Annotated in this window: 15 protein-coding genes; 6 read left to right on the forward strand and 9 right to left on the reverse strand. The window is 55.9% G+C overall.

The features are described 5' to 3' along the window. Window positions 1-132 precede the first annotated feature (132 nt). Window positions 133-1,224, reverse strand: coding sequence for a sodium-potassium/proton antiporter ChaA (gene chaA / locus NR177_RS19220; protein ID WP_063879327.1), 1,092 nt, complete (start codon window positions 1,222-1,224; stop codon window positions 133-135). Between the two features lie 365 nt (window positions 1,225-1,589). Between chaA and chaB the strand changes: the two genes are divergently transcribed. After that, window positions 1,590-1,820 carry a putative cation transport regulator ChaB gene (gene chaB / locus NR177_RS19225; RefSeq protein WP_063879328.1) on the forward strand — a complete coding sequence of 77 codons (231 nt, stop codon included), beginning with the start codon at window positions 1,590-1,592 and terminating at the stop codon, window positions 1,818-1,820. Window positions 1,821-2,302: 482 nt separating this feature from the next. Further along, complete coding sequence (locus tag NR177_RS19230; RefSeq protein ID WP_164484284.1) at window positions 2,303-2,977, forward strand: gamma-glutamylcyclotransferase; 675 nt, start codon at window positions 2,303-2,305, stop codon at window positions 2,975-2,977. Window positions 2,978-3,006: 29 nt separating this feature from the next. On the opposite strand, the gene NR177_RS19235 is transcribed toward NR177_RS19230, so the two are convergent. From NR177_RS19235 to NR177_RS19270, 8 genes are all read right to left on the reverse strand, one after another. Further along, window positions 3,007-4,413, reverse strand: a complete 1,407-nt coding sequence (locus NR177_RS19235) for a serine/threonine-protein kinase (protein ID WP_256853427.1) — start codon at window positions 4,411-4,413, stop codon at window positions 3,007-3,009. Between the two features lie 44 nt (window positions 4,414-4,457). Then, a complete protein-coding gene (locus NR177_RS19240) occupies window positions 4,458-5,411 on the reverse strand; it encodes a hypothetical protein (RefSeq protein ID WP_256853428.1) in 954 nt (317 codons plus the stop codon). 13 nt (window positions 5,412-5,424) lie between these two features. Continuing rightward, window positions 5,425-6,201 (reverse strand): PP2C family serine/threonine-protein phosphatase, encoded by a 777-nt coding sequence (locus NR177_RS19245; RefSeq protein WP_145393355.1) that lies wholly within the window; start codon window positions 6,199-6,201, stop codon window positions 5,425-5,427. Further along, the gene (gene tagH, locus NR177_RS19250) at window positions 6,198-7,325 is read right to left on the reverse strand and encodes a type VI secretion system-associated FHA domain protein TagH (RefSeq protein WP_109716213.1); all 1,128 of its coding nucleotides are present in this window, start codon (window positions 7,323-7,325) and stop codon (window positions 6,198-6,200) included. Before tagH ends, NR177_RS19245 begins: the two co-directional genes overlap by 4 nt. 34 nt (window positions 7,326-7,359) lie before the next feature. Continuing rightward, the gene (gene tagF / locus NR177_RS19255) at window positions 7,360-8,058 is read right to left on the reverse strand and encodes a type VI secretion system-associated protein TagF (RefSeq protein WP_109716214.1); all 699 of its coding nucleotides are present in this window, start codon (window positions 8,056-8,058) and stop codon (window positions 7,360-7,362) included. 13 nt (window positions 8,059-8,071) lie between these two features. After that, a complete protein-coding gene (tssM, locus tag NR177_RS19260; protein WP_256853429.1) occupies window positions 8,072-10,180 on the reverse strand; it encodes a type VI secretion system membrane subunit TssM in 2,109 nt (702 codons plus the stop codon). Further along, the gene (icmH, locus tag NR177_RS19265) at window positions 10,180-11,397 is read right to left on the reverse strand and encodes a type IVB secretion system protein IcmH/DotU (RefSeq protein ID WP_063879336.1); all 1,218 of its coding nucleotides are present in this window, start codon (window positions 11,395-11,397) and stop codon (window positions 10,180-10,182) included. The genes tssM and icmH overlap by 1 nt, the downstream gene beginning before the upstream one ends. A gap of 70 nt (window positions 11,398-11,467) precedes the next feature. After that, entirely contained in the window at window positions 11,468-11,959 is a 492-nt protein-coding gene (locus NR177_RS19270; RefSeq protein ID WP_256853430.1) for an SH3 domain-containing protein, read from the reverse strand. Window positions 11,960-12,439: 480 nt separating this feature from the next. Between NR177_RS19270 and NR177_RS19275 the strand changes: the two genes are divergently transcribed. From NR177_RS19275 to NR177_RS19290, 4 genes are all read left to right on the forward strand, one after another. Then, complete coding sequence (locus tag NR177_RS19275; RefSeq protein WP_096012485.1) at window positions 12,440-13,663, forward strand: nitrate regulatory protein; 1,224 nt, start codon at window positions 12,440-12,442, stop codon at window positions 13,661-13,663. A gap of 259 nt (window positions 13,664-13,922) precedes the next feature. Continuing rightward, a complete protein-coding gene (locus NR177_RS19280) occupies window positions 13,923-15,173 on the forward strand; it encodes a CmpA/NrtA family ABC transporter substrate-binding protein (RefSeq protein WP_063879339.1) in 1,251 nt (416 codons plus the stop codon). 11 nt (window positions 15,174-15,184) lie between these two features. Continuing rightward, window positions 15,185-16,057 (forward strand): nitrate ABC transporter permease, encoded by an 873-nt coding sequence (gene ntrB / locus NR177_RS19285; protein WP_256853431.1) that lies wholly within the window; start codon window positions 15,185-15,187, stop codon window positions 16,055-16,057. 10 nt (window positions 16,058-16,067) lie between these two features. Next, window positions 16,068-16,856 (forward strand): ABC transporter ATP-binding protein, encoded by a 789-nt coding sequence (locus tag NR177_RS19290; protein WP_063879341.1) that lies wholly within the window; start codon window positions 16,068-16,070, stop codon window positions 16,854-16,856. The last annotated feature ends 8 nt before the right edge of the window (window positions 16,857-16,864 follow it).

Below are 16,864 nucleotides of genomic sequence, written 5' to 3' on the forward strand. Positions count from 1 at the left end.
GTGCGTTTAACATACTGTTTCATCACATTCTCCTCAAAACCAGTGGAAAATGTGTCAACGCTATTCAGGACGGGACACACAAAATAAAAAAGAGCGAGAATTCGCTCTTTTTTTTCGTCGCAGGTCAGCAGGTTACAGCATGATTGTCATCAGGTAACCGATAAACAGGGCCAGATGGGCCGCGCCGTTCAGGACATTGGTTCGGCCAGTCGAGAAGCTGAGCTGACACAGAATCAGTGACGCAATCATAATCACCATCTGCGGTGGCTCCAGGCCAAACACCAACTCTTGTCCGGTCAGGGTTGCGATGATCGAGACGGCAGGTACGGTGAGTGAAATGGTCGCCAGCACCGAGCCAAAGAACAGGTTCATGGCGCGCTGGACCTGGTTCATCAACACCGCTCTGATCGCCCCCAGTCCTTCTGGCGACAGAATCAATAACGCCACCAGAAAGCCGGTAAACTGCTTAGGCGCGTTCATCTCACTCAGTAAATGCTCCAGCGGGTTGGCATTCATCTTGGTCACGGCAATGACCGCAATCAGATGGATAATCAACCAGATAGCGTGCCAGACGCTGCTGTGGGCAGAGGGTTTACCGTGATGGGGATCGCCATCATCGCTTTCATCTTCATGCTCATACACAAACAGGCTCTGATGGGTTTTAGTCTGGATTAACAAGAAAACGCCATACATCGCAGCGGAGATCGCGGCAATCAGCAGTGCCTGGGCCGTCGTGAAGTTCCCTCCGGGTAACGCATTCGGGAACACCAGCACCAGGATGGCCAGCGGAAAAATGGCAATCAGGTACTGTTTTACCCCGGCCAGATTCACGTACTGCGTAGCAAACTTATTCCCGCCCAGCAGTAGCGCAAAGCCGACCAGACCACCGGTCACGATCATGATGATGGAATAAAGTGTATCGCGCATCAGGGCGGGCGCGGCATCACCGGTTGCCATCAGCGCCGAGATTAAGCTGACTTCAAGAATGACCACCGATAGGCTGAGAATCAGCGAGCCATAGGGTTCACCGAGACGATGCGCCAGAACATCCGCATGGCGCACCACGCTGAAGGCGCTGCTAAGAATCGCCACCAGCGCGAGTAAGTTAATACCAACCACGATGGGCAGTGAGGTTTGTGCATTAAAAAAATAGAGTATGCCAAGGGCAATAAGGGGAAGTATCAGTGAAAACTCTTTGTGGCGTGTTTTTTCATGTGAAGGCATTCACCATCCTCTCTGCTGAATAAAAGGGGTAATTCATTTACCCACCATTACATTGAAACTTATAGGTTACGCAGTTTAACTTTTCAATCGCACCTAATGTAAAAATTTACCGCTTTTTACTTTTAAAGGGATTTTGCCTGAAAGGCGGATAACTTTATCTTATTAGGTATTTTATTCACTAAATCAGTAACAAGCATTAAGCGGCTGCGGCATTATCCTGGATTTTATCAAGATAAAAGTTCAGGGAAGGTTGTCGTTAAGCTGCCATTGAAGGCGAAACCCGTAAAGGCGGTAATAAGTGCGGGTTTGCATTTTCACTCATCTACGCCAGGCTTATAAATTCGCTTGTTAACTGTGGAGACATGATGCCTTACGCTAACCGAAACGACCTTCCCGAGAGTGTGAAAAACGTTTTGCCTGCACATGCTCAGGACATCTATCAGCAGGCTTTTAACCACGCCTGGACAGAGTACAAGCATCCCGATGACCGTCGCGGTGATGAATCCCGTGAAGAGGTGGCGCACAAGGTGGCCTGGTCGGCGGTAAAACATCAATACCAGAAAGGCGATGATGATAAATGGCATCCTAAAAAGTAGTGCCCAGCGCCATTATCACGCGAACGTCAGGTCACTCCGCGTCGTCCTGTAGTCTGTCCCATGGACGGGAAGGCATTTTTCTGTCTCGGTGCGTGCAGGTATTTACGGCTTTATTTCACGCCAAAACTGTCATTTAACGCAACAACCTTGCTCGTTAATCTGGCTATATACGGTCATTAGCGGGTAACCCTTTTTACGTTATTTTTCATCCGCTAAGCCATTCAGACGGCGCGCAAGCAACCTGTAATAACGGGCTGTTACATCTCCTGTTTTTTTAAAATATCCTTTTGGTGTGCAATTAACCTTTCTGTTAATACCGCAATATAGGCAAATTTTTACTTTCTACTCCGACTCTTGCTTGCAACTGATTGTGTTAATAATTAATGTCAGTTTAATGAACAGAGCGTAAATTAGTGAATGTTGAACATAACAGAGCAGAGGAGCCACTTACACAGGACGTGGTGAAAGTCGAGGAGGTCGCATTGCTAACCCGGGAATTCTTATTAAAAGCGGATTGTAAAACATCATTTGGTGATATTGAGGAGACACTCCTGTGGAGTTGTGAACAGCGCGCGGCATCGCTGGCGGCAACTCTGGCCTGTCGGCCCGATCACAGCCCGGTATGGATCTTCGGCTACGGTTCTCTGATGTGGAACCCGGTTTTTGAAGCTGATGAGGTTGCGTCGGCGTCGCTGGACGGCTGGCATCGCGCCTTTTGCTTACGCCTGACTGCCGGGCGCGGCACGGCTTCGCATCCGGGACGTATGCTGGCGTTGAAAGAGGGCGGTATTACCCGCGGGCTGGCGTTTCGCCTGCCGGAAGAACGTCTGCACGACGAACTGGAACTGCTGTGGAAACGTGAAATGATCACCGGGTGCTATCTGCCTACCTGGTGTGAGCTGACGCTGGAAGACGGACGTCGCGTTTCTGCCCTGGTGTTTATTATGGACCCCCGCCATCCGCTGTATGAGGATGATACCTGTCCGCAGGCGGTTGCGCCGTTAATTGCTGCGGCGACCGGGCCGCTGGGTTCAAATGCCCAGTATCTCTTCTCGCTGGAAGAAGAGCTGACCAAACGCGGAATGGAAGAGGACGATCTGATCCGCCTGGCGCATCAGGTACGTGCGCTGCAACAAGACTGGCTGAAGCAGGCCTGAACCATGCACCGATCCAGGCTGGCACCGAATTAATTGGTGGGATTGATCAGCCAGGTGCCGGGTTTATCAATCAGAAGTGACTGACTGCGAAGCCGGTTCCCGGCCCGCACGTCAATACGGTACTGCCCGGCGGCCAGATTCAACACCGCAAAACCGTTGCTGCTGGCATGCACCGCAACGGGCTGACCGTTCAGCACCACCTGTTCGTCGCTGGTGAGCTTAAGATAGACCATCGCCAGACCGGCGGGTACCGTGCCGGTAGCCGGTAACGCATGGCTCTTATCAACGAGCGAAGCAGCAGGCGTACGCGTATTCTCAATCCAGACTACTACCGCCACCGCAATCATCGCGACGCCAGCCAGCGCCAGTAATCCCGGCGACAGGCGACGTACGTTGCGTCCGGTTAACGGCTCGGCCATCGTGGCACCGTGATTTATGGCTAACACGACCGGCGGCACGGTCTCGGCTGACGCGGCGTCGCTGATAGACTGCTCATCATTACGCTGTTGCAGGCTGTTCACCACCGCCTCAACGTCGCTGACGGGCAAATCAATCAGCGCGGCAAACTCATCAATGTTCTGCGGGCGAGCGTGGGGCTTCATCGTCAGCGCGCAGTCAATCGCGTGCAGCAGCGGCAGCGAGTAGCCCTGCGGTTTACGTGCCACCAGCGGTTGGTAATTATCTTCAATGCAGCGCACCACGCTGACCGGCGGCGGAGAGCCTGTAATCAACGTATGCAACACGGCACCCAGCGCATAAATGTCCGTCCACGGACCCTGTTCACTTTCGCCTTCTTCACTGTACTGCTCAATGGGCGCAAAACCCGGTTTGAGCATGATTTCAGTTTCGTCGGAAAGATTGCCAATCTCTTTACGGGCGGAGCCAAAGTCGAGCAGCACCGGCAGCTGATTTTCCTGAATCTGGATGTTATCCAGCGAGATATCCCGATGCAGGTAGCCCGCCTGATGAATGGTGTTGATAGCGCCTAACAGCGGCGGCAGCAGGCGACGTATCCAGGCTTCTGAAATCGCCTCATGGCTGGTGACCTGCCACTCTTTTAACGTCATGCCGTTGTAGTAGAGCGTGCCCATATAGGCAGTGCCGTTCTGTTCCCAGAAGCGCAGGACGTGAAGTAAACCGGGATGGTTAAAACGCGCCAACAGTCGGGCTTCCTGAATAAAGCTGTTCAGGCCCGCGTTAAACAACTTTTGAAACCGTTCACCGCGCAGCGCCAGTGATAAGTCTTCGGTTCTTACCGCCAGCGACACCGGCATGTACTCTTTAATCGCAATCGTGCGTTCGAGTTGGTGATCCCATGCGCGGTAGACAATGCCGAAACCGCCGCCGCCAATCACCTCTTTAATTTCGAACTCGTTAAAACGATATCCGTCAGGCAAGGCATTCGGTATTGTTTTCTGACTGTCATTTGCCGACATAATAGACTCTCTGAACGGGGCCTGCTTGTCAGGCTACGCGGTAATTAATGGATGTTACGCCATGCACCTTCAGCAGGATCGACCCGATCCGCGCGTAAGGCGTCGACAAGTAACACATTCACTTTTTGCGACGATGTCATACCGGTCGCCCAGCGGCTGCGCAGGGCAGTAATGCGCGAGGTCAGCGCGCTGGCATTCTGCTGTGCCGCCGTTTTATCGGCTTTGATCAATAAGGTTCCGTCAAAACGCCACAGATGCTGCTGTACATCAAAGGGCAAGACCATCCAACTGTCTGGCGCATCGGAACGGGCCAGAATCATGCGCTGGTTATTGACGTCCACAATTTGCAGATGCTGGTCGGATAGCGTCAGGTTGGCAATGGGATAGCCCTGATAAAAGCTGATCGCAAGCGTCTGTGGTTGCGCGCCACCGCTCAGGGTTATGTCACTTTTACCTTCCAGCCAGCCCTCGGCGGAGCACTGCTGTTTACCGATGTCAGGCACAAACATAGCCAGCCCACGCGCGTCCCAGGCCGTGCGAAAACGACAGCCGTTTGGTAAGGCGAAATGCTGCAGCGGCGTGCCGTCTGCCGGACGCGACAGGCTGGGCGAGGCCGCGGCCTGTGCCGGGGCAGTGGCTTTGGCATCGGTATTCACAATCAGTCGCCAGTTTTGCAATTTGCTGGCGCTGCCGCTGGCCAGCACGTTGCCCTCGCTATTGGTCATTTGCCAGGGTAGCACGTCCAGATCGTTACACTGATTGGCTAACAGCGTGCCCACGCGCGGCAAAAACGTTTTTAAAACCTCAGCATCCTGGCCTTTACCCGACACAATACGCAGCGGCAGCGTTTCCTGGCACCACTCATCCGGCGTTTTGCCCGCAACGTTGTCGATATACACTTCCAGTTCAAGACTGGGTGAATACACCACGCGATAATTTTCCGCCTGCGCAGTAAAGGCCATAAACAACGTGGCTATAGCGGGCAACCACAATTTCATAAAATTCCTTTAATCAATAACCTGATGGCAGAAAACGCGCGGAATCGGCCAGCGTATAGAGCAGGGTGGCATCTTGCGGCTCACCAATCCATACGGCCAGTGCGCTAAGGTTGTCTTTCTTTACGTCGCGGCTCACCGCCTGTTCCATTAACATCAGCCACTCGTCACAGGCATTCACCATGCGCAGCGCCTGCTCCATTTCCGTGGTGGTCAGGTTGAGCCAGAAACCGTCGCTACAGACTAAAAACGCATCGCCATCTTCCAGCATGATTTCGTCTGAGAAGCTCACCGGATGGGCAGGTTCTATGCCGAGCGCATTATAGAGTAAATTACTGTTAATTCCGGTATTTTCATAGCCCGCATCGCTTAACTTTTGCGCCAGACTGTGGTCGCGCGTGACCTCATTCAGCACCCCGTGACGGAAGTGATAAACCCTGCTGTCACCCGCGTGCGCCCACCATGCGCGCTGTCGCGTACGGTCGATAAACAGGCCTGCCAGCGTGGTGCACATGGTGGAAAAATTCGGATTATTACCCTGGGCTATTTCAAGTAATGATCGGCACTTTTCAACCGCCTGCCGGGTAAGGGCTGGCGTCACCTGGTCGCAGGTGAGTAATTGTTCAATCAGCACATCGCACACCAGCTGCGCCGCCTGGTCGCCGCCGGGCAAGCCAGCCACGCCGTCGCATACCACAAAGCAGGCTTTGCGTTCATCCAAAATGACGCCGGTTCGATCCTGATTCTCGGCGCGCAGCCCCTGCTGATACTGACTGGCAAAGGCAATGTTCATGCGTCATCCGTGCGCGTCTGTGAGTCTTTGTACTGATTCACTTCCATGTCATAGGCATGAAGAAAGGCTTCCCCAAACAGCGTGTGAAAATCGTCTTCGATTTCCCCGGCGGTACGCTGGTAGCGGCGGGTAAAATAGTCCCACAGGGCAGCTTTTTTAAAGGGGGAAAAGGGGGTTTTCGACACCGCGCCGTCCGCGCGTGCCTGTTCTTCCAGCCCCTGAGGATTAAACGACTGCAGCATCGCGGCGATAATCGCGCGGATTCCGGCAATCATGCCCAACTGATGCGCCTGTAGATCGACCAACGCATCGCGCACGGCCTGTTCGGGCTGCATAAAGCCCGGCATCTGGCTTTGATACATCTGCATCAAGACGGTTTTGCCTGAGGGGAGAATTTTGAAGGGATTGTTGGCCTCGTTCAGGATCATCGTCATTTCAGCTTTGACGCCACGTTTCAGAATGGAGCGCGACGACAGCAGGGCAACCGTACCTTGAGAGAACAGGCTTAGCATCCGGCCTGTGGTGCGCATTTGCTCTTCGCTGATCACCGTATTGTGGCCGTTTTTCAGCCCCATTCCGTCCAGCAGCGCCGCCACCAGCTTGTCCTGATCCAGCCCGGCGGCAAAAGGCGCATGAAAAGTTTCGCTAACCTGGGGATCGATCGCCAGCCTGGCGTCGCCGCGACGCTCAGGACGCTTCGGTACAGGCTCTTCCGTGACTTCCTCCACCTCCGCATGCTCGGGAATATCCAGCGGATTGCTACGCGTGGCGGCATGGGAAAAAAACGCCAGAGGATCGCTGTTCACGCCGTGGTACGCCGGATCGCGCACGTCGATGGCGTAGTCACCAATGCGCAGTGCGTCACCGTGCTTGAGGTGCACCTGCATGCCGCGCTTAAGCGGCACACCGTTGTGTTCGACAGGCGTAACGCTGCCCTGATTGGTCAAACGGCATTCGCCTTCGCCTGACAGGTGCACCAGCGCCTGCAGACGCGAAATAGAACGGGCTTCATCCGGTAACACCAGGTCGTTATCCTGGCTGCGGCCAATGGTGCCGCCCGGCGGATGAAAGGTGACGGTTTTCACCGGAATATCAGACGTGCATTGTACGATGGTAAATTGCATGAGTTATCCCGTCATGGAGGACAGTAGCAACGCCTCACTCAAACATCGGTGGATAGAGGCCATTGCGTCCCGGCTGTGCACCTGCCGCCGGATTAAACAGTAATGAGAACAGTTCCGCTGTGAGGTTGCCGCTATGCTTGTGTGTGGCATGAACGAAACCGTCACTGCGATTGCTCCACCAGTAACTAATGTGTTGCTGAGGGTCGAAACGTTCGGCGACTTCCTGCCAGCTCAGGGTGCAAGGCAAATCGTGGAAACCGATTACATCCATAATATCGGAGTGCTGCTGTACCGGGATCATCAGCGGCGTCAGCGCCTGAATCTGCTGCTCCAGCTGGGCCGGTGTGAGGCGCTGCGCTACGGCGCTCAGCAGCGTGGCACCCAGTTCCTGAAACCAGTCGCCAGAGATGGTCAGCTGCGCCGGATGCCACTGGGCCAGGGGAAAGCTCAGCAGCGCCAGCAGCGGCCAGGCGCGTCCTACCCGATCGCAGGAGGGCAGCAGACAACCCATCTGCACCTGATTGCGGGTTGGGGTGATCGGTAATACGAAATTCCATACCGGCGCGCGTAAAAAGTCGGCATTCACCGCACCGTCCTGGTGATGCCAGTGCACCAGGCCTTGCTGAAACCAGTGGTTCCAGGGGGCAATAAGCTGCTCGGTTAACCGATGATGCAAAAAGTCCCCCGTCGAGGGCAATTTGCCGTACCAGCCAGGGGCCAGAGATGCAGGCATGTTCACCTCGCCATTATGGGTTATGCGTCGTCAGGCGCTGTGCTTTACGGGGCGCGACGGCCAGCAGGGTATTGCTGTCACCTGCATGGTTTAAATTATCAGCCAGCTTGCCCAACATCAGCGCGTTATCGCGCGCATAAGGCGAAGACTGAATTTGCTGATCCAGCAACTGACTCAAATGCCAGTCCAGCTGCTGCAAATCACGGGCGCTGACCTTATCCGGTAACGAACGCTGCAGATTCTGCAGCAGCCAGGCGCGGAGAAATTCCCCATCATAATTTCGTGGCTGGTACAGCATCTGATAGGCCCGCAGCGCGTTACGGCTGTATTCGTTATCATCACCTGGGTCGTTACGCAGCAGGTTGGTGATCTGCTGGGCAACGCGCGGCAGTAATAAAGACTTAAGCGCATTTTGATAAAGCGCCCAGGCCGCATCGCTGACCTGATTTCCCCGGTATAACCCCGCTCGCATAGTAAACGGCGGATTATCGAGAGAAAACTGGTCGGACACAGGCAACTTCACCAGGTTATTCAGAAAGGGTAGCAGATCAAAAATATTATCAGCAGGCTGATGTATCACCTGCTGACTTTGTTGTGAGATAACCGGCATTCGCGCCAAAACCTGCTGCAGATAATGTTGGTTTTGATAGTAGCTCACCAACCATAACCCACTCATGATCACCAGCGCACCGGCCAGCATGCCGTAGCCAATCCAGTGTAAAAGCTGATTACGGTATTCCCAGCGGCGGTTGCTGCCCGCCAGGCCGCTCTCTTTAAACACCAGGTTACTCAGCAGATCGCGAATAAAAAAGCTCTGGCCTTTATTACCGGGAATGGGGCTGTTGCGATTAACGCGATCCCAGGCGGCAATAGAATGGGAACCGGCCTGGCGCAGCTGCAGTTTGCGGCTCAACTCGCCCATGACACGGTCAAAAGGTAATCCTTCCTGAGTGCCGCTGGTAAAAAACAGGCCGCGTGGGTTCCAGGCAACGGTGTCAGCACGCTGAGAAAACACGATATCCAGATATTCGCTGAGCAGCGGGCGCAGAGACGAGAACTCCTGCGGAAACAGGAAACACTCTGCCCGCTCATTCAGATCGCGCTCGTGGGTCATCTGATCGGCAAGCTGCAACTGCAGCTTCTGGGCTAACTGCGTAAACTGCAGGTCAAAATGCGGATGCCAGTCCTGCTTATTCGGCTTGCCGGCGTCCCAGGGGAAGGTGAATCCCCAGATAGCATCGCGTCGGGCTTTATCCAGTGTGCCGTAGTAGCTCATGAAGCCTTTCAGCAGGTCGGTTTTGGTCAGCATGATATACACGGGGAAGTGAATGCCGGTGTGCTGATGCAGTTCGGTCAGGCGTTCGCGCAGGGCGTTGGCCTGCTCAAAACGCGCCTCGGCGGAATCGCTCAGCAAATCTGCCACGCTGATGGTCATGATGACGCCATTAATCGGCTGCCGGGCACGATAGCGCTTCAGCAAATTAATAAAGCTCTGCCACTCGCTGGCGTCGCGGGCGCGCTGGCTTTCCTGAAGCGCATAGCGCCCGGCGGTATCGATCAGTACAGCACTGTCGGTAAACCACCAGTCGCAATGACGTGTGCCGCCGACGCCGCGCACCGCCTCGTGACCAAAGGTATCGGTAAGAGGGAACTTCAGTCCGGCATTCAGCAGCGCGGTGGTTTTACCGGCACCGGGCGCGCCAATCATCAGATACCAAGGCAACTGGTAGAGATAGTTGGCGTTGATGCGTGCCCACAGGCTGCCCTGACGGCGACCAAAATGGGTGCGTTTCAGGCGCATGGCCGCGTCGCTGAAACGCTGGCTCAGCAGCGCTTCAGTCGCCTGACGCTCGGCGGGATCGTCGCTTTCTACGACCTGCAGCCGATCCAGAAGACGGCTGTTATACCAGGCACGGTAAACCGCAGGGATCAGCTGAAGCACGATCCAAAGCAGATAAAGGATGCTCACCGCGATCTCGCGGTGCAGGGCAGGCTCAAGCGGGCGGGTTTCATCCCACGCAATAAGCGGCCCCAGCATCCACAACAGGCAACTCAGTGCCGTGACGCCGATAAAGCTCCACAGCAGCCGATGCGTTAAAAATAAACGAAATGAAGCGCGCATCAGTGTGTTCCTTGGTGAGTGCTCAGTGTTTCAGGTGCGGCAAACAGCGTGATTTCAACCCGTCGGTTACGGGTCCGGTTTTCGCTGCTGTCGTTGGGCAGCAGGGGATCACTGTCACCGCGTCCTTCCGAGCGGATCACATGCGCATCGGCAAGCTGAACCTGAAGCAGCTGGCTGACGGCACGCGCCCGGGCAAAAGAAAATTCATAGCTGGAGGCAAAACGGCTGCCGTCCACGGGTTTATCATCGGTAAACACCGACACCAGAATCGTGCCCTTAACATCTTTCATCGCGCTGGAGACCCGCGCCAGAATGGCCCGGCCCACCGGGTTGATCACCGTGCCTTGCTCGGCAAACAGCTTGTCCGCAGGAATAATGACCTTGCTGCCAAAGGCACCGTCACTGACTTCCAGTTGACCGGCGGCGATCACATCATTGAGCCGCTGGCGCAAATCGAGCAGGGCCTGAGGCGAAGAAGGGCGGCGATTTACCGTGATTTGCGGCAACGGCATGTTATACAGGCTTCGCAGCAGCGGCTCGGCCGCATTGCCCAGCCGCCAGTTTAGCCCGCTGTAAATCAGGCAGCCAATCAGGGCGACGAGCATTGCACAGGCCCAGAGCGGCACCATCGGACGTGCAAGCGTGCTGACCAGCGGATGCACCTGCACCAGCGGAGGGGAATCGGTGCTCTGCTGGGCGCGGGTTTCATCGATCAGGACTTTTAACCGTGCCCGCAGGCTGTCGCACTGTGCCCGGCCTTTTTCACTGCCCCGGTAGCGACCTTCGTAACCTAATAACAGGCAGTAATGAATGATTTCCAGCAGCCAGAGATGCTGCTGCGGGCTTTGCGAGATACGGGACAACAGCTGAAAGAATTTTTCACCGCCCCAGCTTTCATTGTGAAACGTAACCAGCATGCCGTTTCCAGACCAGACGCCGCGCGTGCCCCAGGGCGTTTGCGCGGCGGCCTCATCCAGAGCGCTGCAGATGCAGTAACGCGCACCAATGATCATTTCAAACGGCAGGCCCGCCTGCTTACAGCGTTGCTCAAATACGCGCACCTCATCCATCAGCGACTGACGTAAACCCGCCGGGTCATCATGAGTCGCGGCCTGACGAATTTGCACCACCGCATTCAGCAGTGGCGCGGCAGCGTTAAGTAAAAGATTTTCGGTACCCGAGGTCGTAACCTCTCGCGGTGATGATTCCACGCTCATTACTGTGTGTTTTTCCCGCGACAGGTAGCGTTTCTGGCAGAGTGCCCAGCACGGCAGGTGTTAAATTTCATTAGTTCAGAATCCAGGTCGCCGTCGCGGTATTACGGCAGGCTTTGCTGTCGCCCCCGACGTCAACGCACACTTGTTTCGTTTTCCGCGGACGCGGACGGTCATTGCGTAAGGTGTCATCGTAACGATGCGTTTCCACGCCCGCCTTTAACGGCACGTAACCGGTTAACATCCCGTCCGGTTTATCGGCAATAGCCAGCCAGTGGTTCTCGACGCTGCCGAGGACCTCAAAAGGTTTTCCAGCCTCAAGATAAAGGACGACCTTGCCGCCGTAGTCGGGTTGGGTCATCACCGACGCCTTATACAGGGCGCGCCAGGTTTGATTAACGGGCGTAAAGGTTGTCGGGGCAGCTACCGCATGGCGGTGTACCAGCTTCACGCCTTGAATATCACTGGTGACCAGCGTGTCATCATTCACCGAGGGCGGTGGCGTTTTGCAGCCGGACAATAACAGTCCAACTGACAGGATAAACGCTAAATTATTTTTCACCATTTTCCTCACGATATTATCAATATACCTGCATGTTGTTCATCAGAACACGACCGTTCACCTTCACGGGGGAAGCGCAGACGGGTAGGCAAGCCGGTAAGATAAACGGGCAAATGACATTCATCCTGTACCGCGCTCAGTCTACCTAAGACTTTTGAGAATTCAAACCATTGCACCCAATGATATAGCATGGTAATGCGCGTTCATCATCTTCTTATCCCACCGCTCTGATGCGCCGGTTCCGCCGCCCCTGAATCGCAGAGAAAGCGGACGTTGTCAGGGCCGCCTGACAAGCCGGTTGCATAATGTCACATTCAGATGACAGGCAAAAAAAGAGTAAGCGTTCTTAACGACTTAATGGCACGCAATGCCTGGCCGGTAATGAAAACGGTCATTGTTTACGCGTCACAATCTTTAGGGACGGTGAACCGGAAGCGGCATGGCTTTTGCTTTATTCTTTTTTTGCATTGAGAGAGATGAGCAATGGATGACGCACTGAGCTGGTTGCAGGCCTCACGGCAAAGCGATATCGCCAGTCTGGAGCGACTTCGCCAGACCGGTAAATTAATTACCACGGTGAGTGAATTAGTCCATCAGCTACAGCGCGAACGCGGTGCCAGCAACCTGTGGATTTGCTCACAGGGTCGGCTGTATGGCGAGGAGCGTGAGGCGAGTGAACAGGATGTCAGCCGCAGTCAGCTTGCCTTTTGTCAGGCATTACCCAGGGCGGAGGCACAGCCGGGATACAGCCGGTTCTGCAACCTGATAGCCGCCGCCTTGCAGGCACTGGCAGAATTGCCCGCGCTGCGCCAGCAGATCGCTGGCCTGAAGATTACCCACGCGCAGGCCATGATGGCGTTTAGCCCTGTTATCCGAAGTTTGCTCAATCTGGTCTTTGAAGCCGCCGACACATCCAGCCATCCGGAAATTACCCGGGCACTCATTGCCCTGTTTAGCTTTATGCAGGGCAAGGAGTTGACCGGACAGGAGCGGGCACAGGGTGCCGCCGGATTTGCGGCCGGACAGTTTAGTGCCGAACAGCGCAGTACGATGGTGGCGTTAATCGAAGCGCAGGAACAAAACTTCAAAACCTTTCAGCAGTTTGCGGATGAGGCGGTGCTTCTCAGCTGGCAGCCTCTGGCCCAACCAGGTCGGGAAATCGAACGGCTACGGCGCATCGCCTGCACCGATGGCAGACGCGACGACAGCGGTGCACTGCACTGGTTCTCACTGCTTTCGGAGCGCCTCGATCAGATGAAGTCGCTGGAGGATCAACTCTCTGCCGTGCTGATGTCGCGCTGCCGTGACGCTATCGCCCTGGCACAGCATCAGGCCGGTGAACCCTTAAGTGTGGCGCAGTCAGGCTGCAATTTTACCCTCTATGTCTCAGGCGCAGACTGGCTGGAGAACCAGCCTGCTGCCCTCAACAGCGAGGGGCTTGCTCCCCAGCTCGGGCGATCGTTACTGTCGTTGATTGGTGAACAGTCCCAACGCCTGCAGCGCCAGGCTAACGAGCTGGCCGCGATGCGCGCCACGCTGGAAGAGCGCAAGCTACTCGATCAGGCTAAAAACTGGTTAATGCAGCAGCATGGCCTGAGCGAAGAAAACGCGTGGCAAATGCTGCGCAAAAGCGCGATGGACCAGAACAAACGCTTACCGGAAATCGCCCAGGCGATCGTAACGGTTGCCGCCACGGTGAAGCGCTAACCCGAAAGTGTTAGCTGCACAACGCTTGTGCGTGATCTGCGTCACTACCGTGCAAAAACGGTTAAAAAACCATCGCGCAGGCCCGCGCAAGGCTGTTTTAACCGCACTTATCACTCTGGCACGCGGTTTGCTTTACCTTAATGAGTATGTGTATTTGCTTTGCCAACGGCGGTAGAGCGAGTGCTTTGGATAAAGGCGTCCATCCCCCTGTGAGAGCAGTGGGGAGGACGCCTTTTTTTATCTCTTCAGGGTGGCAAAGATGAGCAAATCGCCAGTTTCACTTTCTCGTCGTCAACTGCTGTTATCCGGCGCAGCCGTCGGTGGACTCTGGCTATTGCCGGGATTGCGCAACGCAGTGTGGGCGGCGGGTTCCGATGCCCCAGAAAAACCGACCGTGCGCGTCGGCTTTATTCCCCTCACCGACTGTGCGCCGGTGGTGATGGCCTCGGTTAAAGGGTTTGACAAGAAATATGGTCTGACGCTGCAGGCCAGCAAAGAAGCCAGTTGGGCGGCAGTGCGCGACAAACTCACCTCGGGTGAGCTGGATGCCGCACATGTGCTCTACAGTCTGATCTATGGCCTGCAACTGGGCGTCGCCGGTCCCCAGCATGATATGGCGAACCTGATGACGTTGAACAACAACGGTCAGGCCATCTCTCTGTCGAACCAGCTTAAAGCCCAGCAGGTAACCGACGGTGCAAGCCTGAAAAAGGCCATCGACGGCCAGGCGAAAGGCAGCTTCACCTTCGCCCATACCTTTCCCACCAGCACTCACGCCATGTGGCTCTATTACTGGCTGGCCAATGCCGGAATCAACCCCTTTGACGATGTGCGCACCGTCGTGGTGCCGCCGCCGCAAATGGTGATGAATATGAAGATTGGCAACATGAGCGGCTTCTGTGTCGGCGAGCCGTGGAACCAACGCGCCATCAGCGACAATATCGGCTTTACCGCCGCTACCAGCCAGCAGATTTGGCCGGATCACCCTGAAAAAATCCTGGGCACCCGCGCTGAGTGGGTCAACGCCAACCCGAATACGGCCCGTGCACTCACTGCCGCGGTGCTGGAGGCCGCCCGCTGGATCGATGCCTCGGACGATAACCGCCGTGAAACGGCCCAGGTGCTGGCCGGGCGGGCCTGGATCAACACCAAACCCGAAACGCTGGAAGGACGCATGCTGGGTCAGTACGAAAACGGGCTGGGTCAAAAATGGCAGGACCCCCACGCCATGCGCTTTTTCCACGACGGCAGCGTCAGCTTTCCCTATCTCTCTGATGGCATGTGGTTCCTGACTCAACTGAAGCGCTGGGGGATGGTGAACAGCGATCCGGATTACCTGGCGGTCGCAAAGCAGATCAACCGTATTGATATCTACAAACAGGCTGCCAGCGCGGTCGGCAACGTCACGCTGCCCGGCAGCGACATGCGCAGCAGCACCTTAATCGACGGCAAAGTATGGGATGGCAGCGATCCAGCCGCCTACGCTGCCAGCTTCGCTATTAAACGTTAAGAGAGGCCGTGATGAAAACCCAGACTCGTCCACTGGCGCAGCCGGTAACCGCGGCCAGCCAGGCAACGGTAGTTCCCCTTCAGGTTACGCCTAAAAAAGTACGACCGCCTGCGCGCTTACGTCCGCTGTTACAGCGCGCGATTCCGGTGCTGTGCGGCGTTCTGCTCCTGCTTCTGGTGTGGCAGATCGCCGCGCTGTACAGCCAGGGCTTTCCCGGGCCTTACGCCACCTGGGAGGCGGCTAAAATTCTGTTCGCCGATCCCTTTTATAACAACGGCCCCAACGATCAGGGCATCGGCTGGAACGTCCTGGCCTCGCTGCAACGTGTGGCTGTTGGATTTGGTCTGGCGGCGTTGGTGGGCATTCCCGCTGGCTTTCTGCTGGGTCGCTTCACCTTTGTCGCGCGGATGTTCAATCCCATCATCGCCTTGCTGCGTCCGGTCAGCCCGCTGGCCTGGTTGCCTATCGGCCTGCTGCTGTTCCAGCGCGCGGAACCGGCCTCAAGCTGGACCATTTTTATCTGTTCGATCTGGCCGATGATCATCAACACCGCTGAAGGCGTGCAGCGCATCCCGCAGGATTACCTCAACGTGGCGCGCGTGCTGCAGCTCTCCGAATGGACCGTTATGCGCCGCATCCTGTTTCCTGCCGTGTTGCCCGCCGTGCTTACCGGCGTGCGCCTCTCCATTGGCATTGCCTGGCTGGTGATTGTTGCGGCCGAGATGCTGACCGGCGGTCTGGGGATTGGCTTCTGGATCTGGAACGAATGGAACAATCTGAACGTGGAAAACATCCTGATTGCCATTCTGCTGATTGGCGTGGTTGGCCTGCTGCTTGAGCAGGGACTGATGCTGCTGGCGCGTCGTTTTAGCTGGGATAAATAAGGAGAACACCATGCAACCTATCATTCGCGTACAGCAGGTCAGCCAGCGCTTTACCACCTCCGGCGGGGATTTCCTGGCGCTCGATAACGTCAGTTTCGATATCCATCAGGGGGAAACCCTGAGCCTGATCGGTCATTCCGGCTGCGGTAAATCAACCCTGCTGAACCTGATTGCGGGCTTAACCCGACCCACCAGCGGCGTGCTGCTGTGTGATAACCGTGAAGTGACCGGCCCTGGCCCTGAGCGGGCGGTGGTGTTTCAGAACCACTCTCTGCTGCCGTGGCTGACGGCGTTTCAGAACGTGGAGCTGGCGGTGCAGCAGGTCTTCAAAGGCAAGATGCACAAGGCGGAGATGCACGACTGGATCGAGCATAACCTGAACCGGGTGCAAATGAGCCATGCCATGCACAAGCGCCCCGGTGAGATCTCCGGCGGGATGAAGCAGCGCGTCGGCATCGCCCGCGCCCTGGCCATGAAGCCGCGTGTTTTATTACTCGACGAGCCTTTCGGTGCACTGGATGCCTTAACGCGCGCGCACCTGCAGGACAGCGTGATGCGTATTCAGCAGGAGTTGAATACCACCATCGTACTGATTACCCACGACGTGGATGAAGCGGTGCTGCTCTCTGATCGGGTTCTGATGATGACCAATGGCCCGGCCGCCCAGGTTGGCGACATCCTTAAGGTCGATCTGGCGCGACCGCGTTCGCGGGTGGCGCTGGCAGAGGATGCGCGTTATCACCAGCTGCGCCAGAAAGTGCTGCATTTTCTCTACGAAAAACAGACGTCGGCGGCGTAAGGATTACA

The sequence above is a fragment of the Pantoea sp. Fr+CA_20 genome (genome assembly GCF_024520835.1).
Taxonomy (GTDB): Bacteria; Pseudomonadota; Gammaproteobacteria; order Enterobacterales; family Enterobacteriaceae; genus Pantoea; species Pantoea allii.